Origin of the sequence: Rathayibacter sp. AY1B6 (genome assembly GCF_002932755.1) — a bacterium.
Classification (GTDB): Bacteria; Actinomycetota; Actinomycetes; order Actinomycetales; family Microbacteriaceae; genus Rathayibacter.
Genome location: NZ_PSWL01000006.1, coordinates 113042 through 128768 on the forward strand (window position 1 = coordinate 113042; position 15727 = coordinate 128768).

Genomic DNA, 15727 nt, shown 5'->3' on the forward strand with positions numbered 1-15727 from the left:
GGAACAGACAATGACCACACCCATTTTCGGCGGAACGGCGTTCGGCTCCGGAGCCGCACCGTCCTCGCGCTACATCCTCCCCACGTTCGAGGAGCGCACGGCCTACGGCTACAAGCGCCAGGACCCGTACGCCAAGCTCTTCGAGGACCGCATCATCTTCCTCGGAGTCCAGGTCGACGACGCCTCCGCGGACGACATCATGGCCCAGCTCCTCGTGCTCGAGAGCCAGGATCCGGACCGCGACATCGTCATGTACATCAACTCGCCCGGTGGATCCTTCACCGCGATGACGGCGATCTACGACACGATGCAGTACATCCGCCCGCACATCCAGACGGTCGTGCTCGGCCAGGCCGCCTCGGCCGCCGCCGTGCTCACCGCCGCGGGAACGCCCGGCAAGCGCCTCGCGCTGCCGAACGCGCGCATCCTCATCCACCAGCCCGCCGTGCAGCAGGGCGGAGGCCAGGCCTCGGACATCGAGATCCAGGCCGCCGAGATCATGCGCATGCGCGAGTGGCTCGAGGAGACGCTGTCGCACCACTCGAACCGCTCGGTCGAGCAGGTCAAGAAGGACATCGACCGCGACAAGATCCTCGGCGCGAGCGACGCGCTCGAGTACGGGCTGATCGACCAGGTGCTCACCAGCCGCAAGAGCCTGCCGGCTCTCACGGCGTAGGTGGTCCGGGAGGGGCCGGGTGGCGGAGCGATCCGCCGCCCGGCCCCTCTCTGCGTCCGCGGTTCCCGTAGCAAAGCGCCACCCGAGGCGCAAGGCACGGCGAATCCGGCCCGCCTGCCGAGCCCCCGCGGCTCAGCGGCTAGGCTCGGAGCAGTGCCAGGGGGCCCGTCCCGCTCGCACTCGCCGGAGCCCCGGGTTCCGGAGCACGACCCGACCGACGCACGACAGACGCACGACAAGGAAGTGGGGCATCCCCGTGGCACGTATTGGCGAAAGCGCCGACCTGCTGAAGTGCTCCTTCTGCGGCAAGAGCCAGAAGCAGGTCCAGCAGCTCATCGCGGGACCGGGCGTCTACATCTGCGACGAGTGCGTCGAGCTCTGCAACGAGATCATCGAGGAGCGCCTCTCCGAGTCGAGCGAGGAGACGAGCCACGAGTTCGACCTCCCGAAGCCGAAGGAGATCTTCGGCTTCCTCGAGGAGTACGTGATCGGGCAGGAGCAGGCGAAGAAGACGCTCGCCGTCGCCGTGTACAACCACTACAAGCGCGTGCGCGCCCGCAACACCATCACCGCCGCCGATGCGATCCACGACGAGGTCGAGATCGCCAAGAGCAACATCCTGCTCATCGGCCCCACGGGCTGCGGGAAGACCTACCTCGCCCAGACCCTCGCGAAGCGCCTCAACGTGCCGTTCGCGGTCGCGGACGCCACGGCCCTCACCGAGGCGGGCTACGTCGGCGAGGACGTGGAGAACATCCTCCTCAAGCTGATCCAGGCCGCCGACTACGACGTCAAGCGGGCCGAGACCGGCATCATCTACATCGACGAGGTCGACAAGATCGCGCGGAAGGCCGAGAACCCCTCGATCACGCGCGACGTCTCGGGCGAGGGTGTGCAGCAGGCGCTGCTCAAGATCCTCGAGGGCACCGTCGCCTCCGTGCCCCCGCAGGGCGGGCGGAAGCACCCGCACCAGGAGTTCATCCAGATCGACACGACGAACGTCCTCTTCATCGTCGCCGGCGCCTTCGCCGGACTCGAGGACATCATCTCGTCCCGGGCGGGCAAGCGCGGCATCGGCTTCGGCGCCCCGCTGCACAACAAAGAGGACGAGATCAACATCTTCAGCGAGGTCCTCCCGGAGGACCTGCACAAGTTCGGGCTGATCCCCGAGTTCATCGGGCGCCTCCCCGTCGTCACGACGGTCACCCAGCTCGACCAGGACGCGCTCATGCAGATCCTCACCGAGCCGCGCAACGCGCTCGTGAAGCAGTACCAGCGGATGTTCGAGATCGACGGCGTCGAGCTCGAGTTCGACCGGGGCGCTCTCGAGGCGATCGCGGACCTGGCGGTCCTGCGTCAGACCGGCGCTCGCGGACTGCGCGCGATCCTCGAGGAGGTGCTCGGCCCGATCATGTTCGAGGTGCCCTCCTCGGACGAGGTGGCCCGCGTCGTGGTCACCCGCGCTGCGGTGCTCGACAACGCGGCTCCGACGATCGTGCCCCACGCCCCCCGTCGCCAGGAGAAGAGCGCCTAGTCGCTCCCCGCCCCGCCGCGCCAGTTCACCGCGATTGGCCCGGCGGATCGTCGGGCGGGCCGCTCCGGCTTCCCTAACCTGGCGGAGCGCGCCGACGGTGCGTCCGGTCGCCTCGGTGCCGGTCGATCCTCCGGGAGGCTCCGCCATCGTCCAGCCGCTGCTCGCCGGGATCGTCGCCGCCCTGACCGGCTTCTCGAGCTCGTTCGCGATCGTTCTCGCCGGGGTGGTCGCGGTGGGCGCCACGGACGCGCAGGCCGCCTCGGGCCTCCTCGCCGTCTGCGTCCTGCAGGGCGTCCTCTGCATCGCGCTGAGCATCCGCTACCGCGTGCCGATGACCTTCGCCTGGAGCACGCCGGGCGCCGCCCTGCTGGCCGCGACCGCGACTCTTCCCGGCGGCTTCGACCGCGCGGTCGGCGCGTTCCTGGTCGCTTCCGCTCTGCTGGTGGTCACCGGGCTGTGGCCGGCGCTCGGGAGGCTCGTGGCGCGCATCCCGCGGCCGCTCGCGAACGCCATGCTCGCGGGCATCCTGTTCCCGCTCGTGCTGGCGCCGGTACGCGCGGCGGTGGAGATCCCCGCGCTCGCGCTGCCGGTGATCCTGCTCTGGCTGCTGCTCCTGCGGCTCCTGCCCCGCTGGGCGGTGCCGGCCGCGATCGCCCTGGCGATCGTGCTGCTGATCGTGACGGACGGCGCGGCTCTCGCCGGTGCCCCGCTGCTCCCCGTGCCGCAGTTCGTCGCGCCCGTGTTCGAGATCGGAGCGATGGTCGGGATCGGCCTGCCGCTGTACGTGGTCACCATGGCGGGGCAGAACATCCCGGGCATCGCGGTGCTGTCGAGCTTCGGCTACGCGGCGCACTCGCGACCCGGGATCGTCTCGACGGGCGCTCTCTCCGGGATCTCGGCGGTCTTCGGCGGAGTGCCGATCAACTACGCCGCGCTCAGCGCCGCGCTGACCGCGGGTCCCGAGGCGTCTCCGCGGCCGGAGCAGCGCTGGGTCGCCTCGGTCTCGGCGGGCGCCTCGTACCTGGTGCTGGGCGTGTTCGCCGGAGCGGCCGCCGCACTGGTGTCCTCCGCGAGCCCGCTGCTGATCGAGGCGGTCGCCGGGCTGGCGCTGCTGGGCGTGTTCGTGTCGGCGGTGCAGGCCGCCGTCGAGGACGCGCGGCTGCGGCTGCCGGCGGCGGCGACGCTCCTGGTCACCGCCTCCGGCACGACCATCGCGGGGATCGGCTCGGCCTTCTGGGGCCTGGTCGTGGGACTCGTCCTCCTCGCCTGGCTCGTCCCCCGGCGCCGCTAGAGGAGGCCGCGGCGCGCCAGCAGCGGCTCGGTCCGCGCATCTCGCCCGCGGAACGCGCGGTAGGCGTCGAGCGGATCCCGGGAGCCGCCGAGCTCGAGCACCCCGCGGCGGAAGCGCTCGCCCGCCGAGCGGTCCAGGCCGCCGTTCTCCTCGAACCACTCGACCGTGTCCGCGTCGAGGATCTCGCTCCAGATGTAGGAGTAGTAGCCCGCGGAGTAGCCGCCGGAGAAGACGTGCGCGAAGTACGTGCTGCGGTAGCGGGGCGGCACGGCGCGGAGGAGGAGGCCGGCGGCGTCGAGCACGTCGCGCTCGAAGGCGGCCGCGTCGCGCGGCTCGACCGGGGCCGGCAGGGAGTGCCAGGCGAGATCGAGCAGGGCGGACGCCAGGTACTCGCTCGTCGCGAAGCCCTCGCCCCACAGCGCGGACGCCTCGAGGCGCTCGACGGTCCCCGCGGGCAGCGCCTCGCCGGTCTCGACGTGGCGGGCGTACTCGGCGAGGAGCCCGGGGTGAAGCACCCATGTCTCGTTCACCTGGCTCGGGAACTCGACGAAGTCCCGGAACACCGCGGTACCGGCGAAACGCGGGTACCGCGTGCTCGCGAACAGGCCGTGCAGGGCGTGGCCGAACTCGTGGAAGAGAGTCTCCACCTCGTCGAGGCTGAGAAGGGCGGGCTCGCCCGGGCCCGGAGCCGAGAGGTTCAGGTTGTTCACGACGACGGCGGAGTCGCCGAGCAGCGAGGTGCGGCTGGAGAGCGAGTTCATCCACGCCCCGCCGCGCTTCGAGTCGCGGGTGAAGGGATCGAGCAGGAACAGGCCCAGCGGCGTCCCGTCCTCCTCGTGCACCTCGAACACGCGCACGTGCTCGCTGTAGCCGGCCAGGTCGCTCCGCTCCGAGAAGCGGATCCCGTACAGACCGGTGGCGGCGGCGAAGACGCCGTGCCGGAGCACCCGCTCCAGCTCGAAGAAGGGACGGAGCGCGCTGGAGTCGACGGAGTAGCTCGCCGACCGCACGCGCTCCTCGTAGTAGGCGCGGTCCCACGCCTCGATCGTGAAGCGCGGCGATCCGGCGGCGTCCTGCTCGGCATCGGCGGAGGCCTGCATCCGCTCGAGCTCGATCCTCGCGTTCCGGGCGGCGGGAGCGGCGAGCTCGTGCAGCAGCGACAGGACGCGCTCCGGCGAGCCCGCGGTCTGGCCCGAGATCACGAACTCGGCGTGCGAGGCCGCTCCCAGCAGGGCTGCGCGCTCGGCCCGCAGCGCGACGATCCGCTGCAGAGTCGCGGTGGTGTCGTGCTGCCCGCCCTCCGCACCGCGGCCGGTGGAGGCGCGCAGCACGCGCTCGCGGACGCCGCGGTCGCGCAGACGCGCCAGCCAGGGGTGGCCGGAGTAGAGGGGCAGGGTGATCAGCCAGCCGTCGACCCCGCGGTCGGCGGCGGCGCGCGCGGCGGCCGAGACGTCGGACTCGTCGAGGCCGTCGAGGCCGGCGACGTCGTCGAGGAGGACGGCCCGGTCGTTCGACTCGGCGAGCAGGTCCTTCTCGAAGCGCGTGGTCAGGGTGGAGAGCTGCTCGTTCAGCTCGCCGAGCCGTGCCTTCCCCGCGTCGTCGAGGAGCGCGCCGGAGCGCTCGAACCCCGTGATCCTGCGTTCGAGGAGGTAGGCCGTCTCGGCGTCGAGATCGAGCTCCGGCGACTGCTCGGCGAGGGCTCGGAGCCGGGCGAACAGGCGCGGGTCGAGGCTGATCGCGTCGCTGTGGGCGGAGAGCAGCGGAGCGAGCTCGGCCTCCAGAGCGTCGGTGAGCGGGGTGCGGTCGGAGGCGGCGACGGTGAAGAAGACGGCGCTCACCCGGCGCAGCTCGCGACCCGCCCGCTCGAGGGCGACGAGGGTGTTCTCGACGGTCGGCGGCTCGGAGGCGCCGGCGATCGCGTCGATCTCGGCGCGGTGCCGGCGGAGGGCCTCGAGGAACGCCGGGCGGTAGGCCTCGGGGTCGACGGCGGCGAAGTCGGGGAGCCCGTGGGGGAGTCCGCTCGGCTCGAGCAGGACGGCGACGGGATCGGGAGCGCTCATCCTGCGAGCCTAGAGCGCGAGCAGGGGAGAGGACTCCGGCCGAGGACCGCAGGACGCGCGCGCCGGGCTCGGCGACTGCGCCGCGAAGGGTCGTCAGCCCCAGTCGTCGTCGTCCTCGCCCTCCACGCGGCCCTGCGGCTGCGTGATGTAGGCAGCGTCCTCCTCCGGACGGTAGGTGATCGTCGTGCCGTCGTCGAGCTCGAGGACCGGCTTGCCCTCGAGCCAGGTGAGCGTCCAGCGCCAGTCGGCGGTCGCCGTGCCGGAGCCGGCGAGCTCGCCCTCGACGTCGCCGATCGCGGTCACGACGATCTCGGGGAGGGTCTGCGGCGGCACCTGGCCGACCGCCCAGCGGGTTCCGAGCTGCATGGGAGGGGTCCTCTCGACGGTGGGGAGGGAGGCGGGACGGTTCCCGCCTCCCGGGAGCGGCTCTACGCCTCGGTCTCGAGCCCGATGCTCACGGCGAGGGCGTCGCCCTCGGCGAAGTCGAGCGCCGCGATCCTGCCGACGGCCGCGAGGTCTCCCGCGGCGAGCCGGAGAGACGCGACGAGCTCGGTGGGCGCCGTCACCAGGGCGGAGCGGGCCGGCGTCTTCTGCGAGGCCTTCGCATCGGTCTTCGCGCGTCGGATCGCCGTGAGCACGGAGCTCGCCGCGGCCAGGACGGCGGGGTCGCCCCCCAGGCCCTCGACGGCCGGCCAGGGGCGCAGGTGCACCGAGTCGTCGTGCGACCACGACCAGGTCTCCTCCGTCGCGAACGGCAGGAACGGCGCGAAGAGGCGCTGGAGGACGTCGAGCGCCCGGTGCAGGGCGGCCGCGGCGGACGCGCCGTCCTCGCTGTAGGCGCGCTCCTTCACCAGCTCCAGGTAGTCGTCGCAGAACGTCCAGAAGAACGCCTCGGTCGTCTCGAGGGCGCGGGCGTGGTCGTAGTTCTCGAGCGCCGTCGTCGAGTCGGCGACCACGGTGTCGAGGGTGGCCAGCATGCTGAGGTCGAGCGGGTCGGTGACCTCGGCGCCCTCGGCGAGCGGGAAGCCGTGGATGAACTTCGCCGCGTTGAGGATCTTGATCGCCAGTCGGCGGCCGATCTTGATCTGCGTCGGGTTCTGCGGGTCGAAGGCAGCGTCGGTGCCCAGGCGCGAGGAGGCGGCCCAGTAGCGGACCGCGTCCGAGCCGTGCTGCTCGAGCATCGCGGCCGGAGTGACCACGTTGCCCTTCGACTTCGACATCTTCTTGCGGTCCGGGTCGACGATGAAGCCGGAGACGGTCGCCGTGCTCCACGGGGCGCGGCCGTCCTCGAGCTGCGAGCGCAGGAGGGTCGAGAAGAGCCAGGTGCGGATGATGTCCTGGCCCTGCGGGCGCAGGTCGTAGGGAGCGACCAGCTGCCAGAGCTCGTCGTCCCGCTCCCAGCCGCCCGCGAGCTGCGGGGTCAGCGAGGAGGTCGCCCAGGTGTCCATCACGTCGAGCTCGCCCTGGAAGCCGCCCGCCGCTCCGCGCTGGTCCTCCGAGTAGCCGGGAGCCGGGTCGCTGGAGGGATCCACCGGCAGCGCCACCTCGTCCGGCACGATCGGGGAGTCGAAGACGGGGTTGCCGTCGCCGTCGAGGGGGTACCAGACCGGGATCGGCACGCCGAAGAAGCGCTGACGCGAGATCAGCCAGTCGCCGGAGAGGCCGTTCACCCAGTTCTCGTAGCGGACGCGCATGAACTCCGGCACGAAGCGCACGTCGCGGCCGAGCTCCAGCAGGCGCTCCTTGAGCACCGCGTCGCGAGCGCCGTTGCCGATGTACCACTGGCGCGTCGAGACGATCTCGAGCGGCTTGTCGCCCTTCTCGAAGAACTTGACCTGGTGCGTGATGGGGCGCGGGTCGCCGACCATCTCGCCGGACTCCTTCAGCTGCGCCACGACGGTCTGCTTCGCGGAGAAGACGGTCTTGCCGGCGAGCTGCTCGTAGGCGGCGCGGCCCGCGTCGCTCGTGATCGCGGCGGGCGCCTCCGAGATCAGGCGGCCGTCGAAGCCGATGATCGCGCGGTTGGGCAGGTCGAGCTCGCGCCACCAGACCACGTCCGTGATGTCGCCGAAGGTGCAGATCATCGCGATGCCCGAGCCCTTGTCCTTCTGCGCCAGGTGGTGCGCGAGCACCGGGACCTCGACGTCGAAGAGCGGCGTGCGGACGGTGGTGCCGAACAGCGCCTGGTAGCGCTCGTCCTCGGGGTGAGCGACGAGGGCGACGCAGGCCGGCAGCAGCTCGGGACGGGTCGTCTCGATGAAGACGTCCTCGCCGCCCTCGCGGTGGAAGCCGAGGCGGTGGTAGGCGCCCGGCTGGTCCTTGTCCTCGAGCTCCGCCTGGGCGACGGCGGTCCGGAAGGTGATGTCCCAGAGCGTCGGGGCCTGCGCCTGGTAGGCCTCGCCGCGGGCGAGGTTGCGGAGGAAGGCGCGCTGCGAGGCGGCCTGAGACTCGTCGCCGATGGTCCGGTAGCTCTGCGACCAGTCGACGGACAGGCCCAGGGCCCGCCACACGTCCTCGAACTGCTTCTCGTCCTCGACGGTGAGCCGCTCGCACAGCTCGACGAAGTTGCGGCGCGAGATCGGCTTCTGGTCGGCGGCCTTGCTGCTCTTGTTGTCGCCGCCCTCGAACGGAGGCGTGAAGCCGGGCTCGTAGGGGAGCGTCGGGTCGCAGCGCACCCCGTAGTAGTTCTGCACGCGGCGCTCGGTGGGCAGGCCGTTGTCGTCCCAGCCCATCGGGTAGAAGACGCTCTTGCCGCGCATCCGCTGGAACCGCGCGACGACGTCGGTGTGCGTGTAGGAGAAGACGTGCCCGATGTGCAGCGACCCGGACGCGGTGGGCGGCGGGGTGTCGATCGAGTAGACGTCGGCGCGGGTGAGGCCCGTGCGGTCGAACCGGTAGGTCCCGTCGGTCTGCCAGCGGAGGCCCCACGTGCCCTCCAGGCCCTCGAGGGCGGGCTTCGCGGGGAGGCGGTCGGCGAGGGTCATGATGCTCCGGTTCGCTATGGGCGGCACCGTGTCGGTGGTGATGGTGCCTGGATGGGGGCTCCGGGGCGAGTCGCCCGCCGGCCGCGACGATTCTACCGGAGCAGCGGGAGCCGGGTCAGTCGACGACAGGGGCGAAGCCGGCGCGGACGGGCGCGAGCGCCTCGTCGAGGTAGGGCACGAGCTCGCCGCGGGTCGGACCTGCCGCGGCCCAGGCCTGCACGGCCGCCACCGCGGCTCCGACGCTCGCGTAGGCGATCGCGCGGGAGAGGTGCGAGGGCAGCGGGCGCGCGCTCCGCTCCTCCACGAAGCGGGCGATCACGGCCGCCTGCCGGGCGAGGCGGCCGAGGGCCGACGCCTGCAGCTCGTGGACGCTGCCGATCATCTCGGACTGGGTGAGCACCCACGGCACCGTCGCGGGTCCGAAGCCGGAGCCGATCGCGAGCAGCGCGTCGCCGAGCGCGTCCATCACCGGCGCCCCGGCCGCCGTCTCGGCCAGCGCCTCCGGGAGCTCGGCCAGCCGATCGTCGACCAGCACCCAGAAGACGTCGCTCTTGGACTCGAAGTAGTTGAAGAAGGTGTTGCGCGAGACGCCCGCGCGCTGGGCGATCTGCTCGATCGTCGTGCCCGCGTAGCTCTGCTCGACGAAGAGGTCCAGAGCGGCGTCCTCCAACATGGAGCGCGACGACGCGCGGGGCCGTCCGCGCTGCACTCCTCGCACCATGACCCGCTCCTGCTCCGCTTCCCCCGACGCGCTAGGATAGCGCCGGACGACTTCGACCCGGCCATCACCGGTGAGTCTCCGGAAGAACGGCGCCGGCTCCGGCCTGCGCCCAGTAGACCCGGACGGGTGCGGCCCGTGACAGCCGATCGAGTGGGAACGCGTCAGCGGGCACTCCTCCGGGAGCGACCGGCCGACCGGTCCAAGCGAGGTGGTACCGCGACCCGGCCCGGGGTCTGAGATCCGGGCGGGCCGTCCTCGTGCAGACCAGCAGCACTGCCAGGAGACCGCACGTGACCTACCCCCTGACCCCGCCCACCCCGCACGGAGCCGAGCCCGCCGAGGGCTCCGCGTTCGGCCGGGGCGTGTCCCCGTCGCCGCGCTTCCCCGAGATCGAGGAGCGCGTGCTCGCGTACTGGAAGGCGGACGACACCTTCCAGGAGTCGATCCGGCAGCGCGAGGGAGCGCCGGAGTGGGTCTTCTACGACGGCCCGCCGTTCGCCAACGGCCTGCCGCACTACGGGCACCTCCTCACCGGCTACGCCAAGGACGTCTTCCCCCGCTTCGAGACGATGCGCGGACGGCAGGTGCACCGCCGCTTCGGCTGGGACACCCACGGCCTGCCCGCCGAGCTCGAGGCGGAGCGGCAGCTCGGGATCACCGACAAGTCCCAGATCGAGGAGATGGGCGTCGCCGCCTTCAACGCCGCCGCGAAGGAGTCGGTGCTGCGCTACACCGGGGAGTGGCAGGACTACGTCACCCGCCAGGCGCGCTGGGTCGACTTCGATGACGACTACAAGACGCTCGACCCCACCTTCATGGAGTCCGTGATCTGGGCGTTCAAGCAGCTCTACGACAAGGGTCTCGCCTACGAGGGCCACCGCGTGCTGCCCTACTGCTGGCGCGACCAGACCCCGCTCTCGAACCACGAGCTGCGGATGGACGACGACGTCTACAAGATGCGCCAGGACCAGACGGTCACCGTCACCTTCCCGCTGGTCGGCGAGACGGCGGAGGCGCTGCAGCTGACGGCGGTCCGCGCTCTCGCGTGGACGACGACGCCGTGGACGCTGCCGACGAACCTCGCGCTCGCCGTCGGGCCGGACATCGAGTACGCGGTCGTCCCCGCCGGTCCGAACGGCGCGGCCGACGGCAAGGGCGAGCCCGAGGAGCGCGAGCTCTCGGCCGAGTACCTGCTCGCCGTCGACCAGGTCGGCGCCTACGCGAAGGACCTCGGCTACCCGGACGCGGAGTCGGCCCTGGCCGCCGTCTCGCGCACCCACCGCGGCTCGGAGCTCGAGGGGATCAGCTACGACCGCCTCTGGGACCACTACGCGGACACCGAGGCGTGGGGCACGCAGAACGCGTGGCGCATCCTCGTCGCCGACTACGTCACCACCAGCGAGGGCACCGGCATCGTGCACCAGGCGCCCGCCTACGGCGAGGACGACCAGAAGGTCTGCGAGGCGGCGGGCATCCCCGTCATCATCTCGGTCGACGACGGCGGCCGCTTCCTGCCGCAGATCAGCGAGGTCGCCGGCCTCCAGGTCTTCGACGCGAACAAGCCCCTCACGCAGCTCCTGCGCGCGAGCCACCGCCTGCTCCGCCAGGCGAGCTACGAGCACTCGTACCCGCACTGCTGGCGCTGCCGCAACCCGCTGATCTACAAGGCGGTCTCGAGCTGGTTCGTCCGCGTCACCGCGATCCGCGACCGCATGGAGGAGCTCAACCAGGAGATCACCTGGGTCCCCGAGAACGTCAAGGACGGCCAGTTCGGCAAGTGGCTCTCGGGCGCGCGCGACTGGTCCATCAGCCGCAACCGCTACTTCGGCTCGCCGATCCCGGTGTGGAAGAGCGACGACCCGGAGTTCCCGCGCATCGACGTCTACGGCTCGCTGGACGAGCTGGAGCGCGACTTCGGCGTGCGGCCGGACGACCTGCACCGCCCGTTCATCGACGAGCTGACCCGCCCGAACCCCGACGACCCGACCGGGCGCTCGACGATGCGCCGGATCAGCGACGTCCTCGACGTCTGGTTCGACTCCGGATCGATGCCCTTCGCCCAGGTGCACTACCCGTTCGAGAACGCGGACTGGTTCGACACCCACAACCCGGCGGACTTCATCGTCGAGTACATCGGGCAGACGCGCGGCTGGTTCTACACGCTGCACGTGCTCTCCACCGCGCTCTTCGACCGCCCCGCGTTCCGCAACGTGGTCAGCCACGGCATCGTGCTGGGCAACGACGGTCAGAAGATGTCCAAGTCGCTGCGCAACTACCCGGACGTGGCCGAGGTCTTCGACCGCGACGGCTCCGATGCCATGCGCTGGTTCCTGATGTCGAGCCCGGTCCTCCGGGGCGGCAACCTCGTCGTGACGGAGGAGGGCATCCGCGAGGGCGTCCGCCAGGTGCTGCTGCCGCTGTGGAGCACCTGGTACTTCTTCTCCCTCTACGCCAACGCCTCGGCGGGCGGCGGCTACGAGGCGACCAGGAGCACCGGCTCCGAGGACGTCCTGGACCGCTACCTGCTGGCCAAGACCCGCGATCTGGTCGAGACCGTGACCGGCCGCCTCGAGGCGCTGGACTCCACGCTCGCGGCCGCCGCGCTCCGCGACTTCTCCGACGTGCTCACCAACTGGTACGTGCGCCGCTCCCGCGACCGCTTCTGGCAGGGCGTCGGCGAGGACGGCCGCGGATCCGAGGCGTTCGACACGCTCTACACGGTCCTCGAGACCGTGTGCCGCGTCGCCGCGCCGCTCCTCCCGCTCGTCACGGAGCAGATCTGGCAGGGCCTGACCGGCGGCCGCAGCGTGCACCTCACCGACTGGCCGGAGGCGGACGAGTTCCCCGCCGACCCGGCGCTCGTGCACGCGATGGACGCGGTCCGCGGCATCTCGTCCACTGCGCTCTCCCTCCGGAAGCAGGCCGGGCTCCGCGTCCGCCTGCCGCTCGCGCGCCTGACCGTGGTGGTCGCGGACGCCGACGAGCTCGCGCCGTTCGAGGCGATCCTCCGCGACGAGCTGAACGTGAAGGAGGTGTCGCTGGTGCCGCTCGTCGACTCCAGCGCCGCCGACTACGGCGTCACCTCCCGTCTCGCGGTCAACGCGCGCGCCGCCGGACCCCGGCTCGGCAAGGGCGTGCAGACCGTGATCAGGGCCGCCAAGGCCGGCGACTGGAGCGAGACGGACGGCGTCGTCACCGCCGGCGGAGTCGAGCTGGTCGAGGGCGAGTACGAGCTCACGCTCGAGGTCGGCGGCTCAGCAGGCGACGACCGCGCCATCGCCCTGCTTCCGCGCGGGGGCTTCGTGCTCCTCGACACGGCGACCACGCCCGAGCTCGAGGCGGAGGGGCTCGCCCGCGACCTCATCCGTGCCGTGCAGGACGCCCGGAAGGCCGCCGGCCTCGAGGTCAGCGACCGGATCGTCCTGGAGGTCGTGCTCGACGAGCCGAGCCTGCAGGCGCTCGAGCCGCACGCCCTCTGGATCGCGGAGGAGACCCTCGCGACCGGCTGCGCGTTCACTCCGCTCACCACGGCGCTCGAGGGCGGCGAGGGCGCGATCGCCGTCGGCCCCGCGGGCACCGCCATCATCCGCGTCGAGAAGGTCGAGGCCGCCGATGTCTGATCCGTTCGAGCCGGACGAGGCCGACCGCGCAGCCGCCGACGCCGTCTACGCGGCGCTGCTGGAGCGCCTGGGCGAGGCGAGCATCCGCCCGCGCCTCGCTCCGACCCGCCGCGCCGTCGAGATCCTCGGCGACCCGCAGCGCGCCTACCCCGTGATCCAGATCGCCGGCACCAACGGCAAGACCTCGACCAGCCGGATGATCGAGAGCCTGCTGCGCGCGCACGGGCTGCGGGTGGGCCTGTTCACCAGTCCGCACCTCGAGCGCTTCAACGAGCGGATCGTCATCGACGGCGAGCCGATCTCGGACCGGAGCCTCGCCGACAACTGGCAGGACGTCGAGCCGTACCTGCGGATGACCGACGCCGAGCTCGCCGAGCAGGGCGAGGCGCCGCTGTCCTTCTTCGAGGCGATCACCGTCCTGGCCTACGCGGCCTTCGCCGACGCGCCGGTCGATGTGGCCGTCGTCGAGGTGGGGATGGGCGGCGAGTGGGACTCGACGAACGTCGCCGACGCGCAGGTCGCCGTGTTCACGCCGATCGCCCTCGACCACACCGACCGCCTCGGCTCGACCATCGAGGAGATCGCGCGCACCAAGTCCGGCATCGTCAAGCCGCTCGCCTCGGTGGTCTCCGCGAGGCAGGTCCCGGAGGCGGAGGCGGTGCTGCGGCACGCGGCCGAGGCCACGGAGTCGACGATCGTCGTCGAGGGGGCGGAGTTCGACGTCGAGTCGACGACCGTCGCCGTCGGCGGCCAGGTCGTCACCGTCCGGGGCCTCGTCACCACCTACGAGCAGCTGCTGCTGCCGTTCTTCGGCGACCACCAGGCCGAGAACGCGGCCGTGGCGGTCGCCGCGGTCGAGACCTTCCTGGGAGGCGGGACCCAGGAGCTCACCGGCGACGTCCTCGACGAGGGCTTCGCCGCCGCGACCTCCCCGGGCCGCCTGCAGCTCGTCGGACTCGCCCCGCGCACCCTCGTCGACGCGGCGCACAACCCGCACGGCGCCGCGTCGCTCGCCGCCGCGCTCGGCCGCTACTTCGACTTCGACCGCGTGACGGCCGTCCTCGGCGTGCTGGCCGAGAAGGACGCCGAGGGGATCCTCCGGGAGCTCCGCCCGGTGGTGGACGAACTTATCGTGACCACGGCGCCGAGCGAACGGGCGATGCCCGCCGAGGAGCTCGCCGCACTCGCCCGCACCGTGTTCCCGGAGGAGGCCGTGCGCGTCGCCGACGACCCGCTGGGTGCTCTCACGGCCGGTCGCGTCCTCGCGGCGCGCACCGACAAGGGCGCTCTGCTGGTCACCGGCTCGATCACCCTCGTCGGCCGCACGATCACCGCGGCCCGCGACGAGAACTGGCTGGGCGCGTGAGGGCCGGACGCCCGCGCCGCTCGCGGTCCGTGCGGGAGAGCCTCGGCTCGATCGTGCTCGGCTTCGAGGCGGTCATCGTCTTCCTCGCCACGCTGGTGGCCTTCGGGCTGAAGGCGGCCGACCCCGTGGTCGTGCTGGTCGGGGGAGCGGTGGTCTGCCTCGCACTCGTCGCCACTCTGGGCCTGCTGAACCGGACGGTCGGCTTCCGCATCGGCTGGGTGCTCCAGTTCGTTATCGTGGCCTCGGGCCTGCTGGTCCCGATCATGTACGTGATCGGCGCCGCGTTCGTGGCGCTGTGGACCTACTGCATGGTGACCGGCACCCGCCTCGACGCTCAGACGCGCCGGGCGGCGGAGCCCACCGACCCCACCGAAGGAGACCGCTGAACCATGGCCACCCAGGAGACCCTCGTCCTCGTCAAGCCCGACGGCGTCGCCCGCAACCTCACCGGCGAGATCCTCCGCCGCATCGAGGCGAAGGGCTACTCCCTCGTCGACGTGAAGCTCGTCGAGGCCGACCGCGAGCTGCTCGCCGCCCACTACGCGGAGCACGAGGGCAAGCCCTTCTACGAGCCGCTCGTCGAGTTCATGGAGAGCGGCCCGATCGTCGCCCTGCGCATCGCGGGCGACCGCGTGATCGAGGGCTTCCGCGCCCTCGCCGGCACCACCGACCCGACCACGGCCGCTCCCGGCACCATCCGCGGCGACCTCGGCCGCGACTGGGGCCTCAAGGTCCAGCAGAACCTCGTGCACGGCTCCGACTCCGAGGAGTCGGCCGCGCGCGAGCTCGGCCTCTGGTTCGCCTGAGCCGCTCGCCCGCCTGCCTCTGACGACGTCCGTCAGAGGTAGGCGAGCACGTTCAGCCTCACCTGCGCGATCACCGCGATCAGCAGGTAGCAGAGCAGCGTGATGAACGGGACCCAGCCGTAGGCGGCGCCGGCGAAGCGGCGCACCCCGGCGGGAACGGGGAGGACGCCCTCGCGGAGGTTGCGGAGCGTCACCAGCCAGAAGCCCGGGATGACGACGGCCCAGGTGAGCATGCACCAGGGGCAGAGCGTCCCGAGGGCGAAGACGCTCGTCGCGATGAGCCAGCCCACGAACACGAGGGCCAGCAGGAATCCGACGTTGAAGGCCGCCCAGAACCAGCGGTCGAAGCGGGCGCCCGCGAGCAGGCCGAGCCCCACGACGATCGGCGCGATCCAGGCCGCGAGGCCGATGAGCGGGTTCGGGAAGCCGAAGACGGCCCCCTGCGCCGAGTTCAGGTTCGCACTGCACTGCACCAGCAGGCTGAAGTCGCAGCCGAGGCCCGCATCGGGGTTCTCGAGAGCGGCGAACTTGTCGTTCGTGAGGGCGAAGGCGGCGGTCCAGCCGATCACGCCGAGGACGATCAGCAGGACGGCGAAGAGGACGGGGCGCTGCTGGGTGGGGGCGTCGCGCACCCCGGGATCGCTGGACACCGGGGGATTATGGCACGGG

12 protein-coding genes are annotated in these 15727 nt (G+C 71.9%); 7 read left to right on the plus strand and 5 right to left on the minus strand.

What is annotated here, in order from left to right:
- Window positions 1–10 precede the first annotated feature (10 nt).
- From C5D08_RS04735 to C5D08_RS04745, 3 genes are all read left to right on the plus strand, one after another.
- Window positions 11–676: an ATP-dependent Clp protease proteolytic subunit gene (locus C5D08_RS04735; protein WP_104276053.1), complete on the plus strand. Its 666-nt coding sequence runs from the start codon at window positions 11–13 to the stop codon at window positions 674–676.
- A gap of 256 nt (window positions 677–932) precedes the next feature.
- On the plus strand, window positions 933–2210 hold the full coding sequence (gene clpX / locus C5D08_RS04740) for an ATP-dependent Clp protease ATP-binding subunit ClpX (RefSeq protein WP_104276054.1): 1278 nt from the start codon (window positions 933–935) through the stop codon (window positions 2208–2210).
- 115 nt (window positions 2211–2325) lie between these two features.
- Window positions 2326–3501 (plus strand): benzoate/H(+) symporter BenE family transporter, encoded by a 1176-nt coding sequence (locus C5D08_RS04745; RefSeq protein WP_104276083.1) that lies wholly within the window; start codon window positions 2326–2328, stop codon window positions 3499–3501.
- Here the strand turns inward: C5D08_RS04745 and C5D08_RS04750 are convergent.
- The 4 genes from C5D08_RS04750 to C5D08_RS04765 form a co-directional block, all read right to left on the minus strand.
- Window positions 3498–5561, minus strand: a complete 2064-nt coding sequence (locus C5D08_RS04750) for a M3 family metallopeptidase (protein WP_104276055.1) — start codon at window positions 5559–5561, stop codon at window positions 3498–3500. The two genes, C5D08_RS04745 and C5D08_RS04750, sit on opposite strands and share 4 nt — an antisense overlap.
- Before the next feature lie 93 nt (window positions 5562–5654).
- Entirely contained in the window at window positions 5655–5927 is a 273-nt protein-coding gene (locus tag C5D08_RS04755) for a hypothetical protein (RefSeq protein ID WP_104276056.1), read from the minus strand.
- A 62-nt stretch (window positions 5928–5989) separates the two neighbouring features.
- Window positions 5990–8545 carry a valine--tRNA ligase gene (gene valS, locus C5D08_RS04760; protein WP_104276057.1) on the minus strand — a complete coding sequence of 852 codons (2556 nt, stop codon included), beginning with the start codon at window positions 8543–8545 and terminating at the stop codon, window positions 5990–5992.
- Window positions 8546–8660: 115 nt separating this feature from the next.
- A complete protein-coding gene (locus C5D08_RS04765; RefSeq protein WP_258067315.1) occupies window positions 8661–9218 on the minus strand; it encodes a TetR/AcrR family transcriptional regulator in 558 nt (185 codons plus the stop codon).
- A 338-nt stretch (window positions 9219–9556) separates the two neighbouring features.
- On the opposite strand from C5D08_RS04765, the gene ileS reads away from it, so the two are divergent.
- Genes ileS through ndk form a run of 4 tightly spaced genes read left to right on the plus strand, consistent with a single transcriptional unit; the run spans window position 9557 to window position 15058 of the window.
- A complete protein-coding gene (gene ileS, locus C5D08_RS04770) occupies window positions 9557–12886 on the plus strand; it encodes an isoleucine--tRNA ligase (RefSeq protein ID WP_374953946.1) in 3330 nt (1109 codons plus the stop codon).
- Window positions 12879–14252: a folylpolyglutamate synthase/dihydrofolate synthase family protein gene (locus C5D08_RS04775; protein WP_104276058.1), complete on the plus strand. Its 1374-nt coding sequence runs from the start codon at window positions 12879–12881 to the stop codon at window positions 14250–14252. Before ileS ends, C5D08_RS04775 begins: the two co-directional genes overlap by 8 nt.
- On the plus strand, window positions 14249–14638 hold the full coding sequence (locus C5D08_RS04780; protein ID WP_258065004.1) for a DUF4233 domain-containing protein: 390 nt from the start codon (window positions 14249–14251) through the stop codon (window positions 14636–14638). Before C5D08_RS04775 ends, C5D08_RS04780 begins: the two co-directional genes overlap by 4 nt.
- Window positions 14639–14641: 3 nt before the next feature.
- A complete protein-coding gene (gene ndk / locus C5D08_RS04785; RefSeq protein ID WP_104223686.1) occupies window positions 14642–15058 on the plus strand; it encodes a nucleoside-diphosphate kinase in 417 nt (138 codons plus the stop codon).
- 32 nt (window positions 15059–15090) lie between these two features.
- On the opposite strand, the gene C5D08_RS04790 is transcribed toward ndk, so the two are convergent.
- The gene (locus tag C5D08_RS04790) at window positions 15091–15708 is read right to left on the minus strand and encodes a vitamin K epoxide reductase family protein (RefSeq protein WP_258067316.1); all 618 of its coding nucleotides are present in this window, start codon (window positions 15706–15708) and stop codon (window positions 15091–15093) included.
- Window positions 15709–15727: the final 19 nt, after the last annotated feature.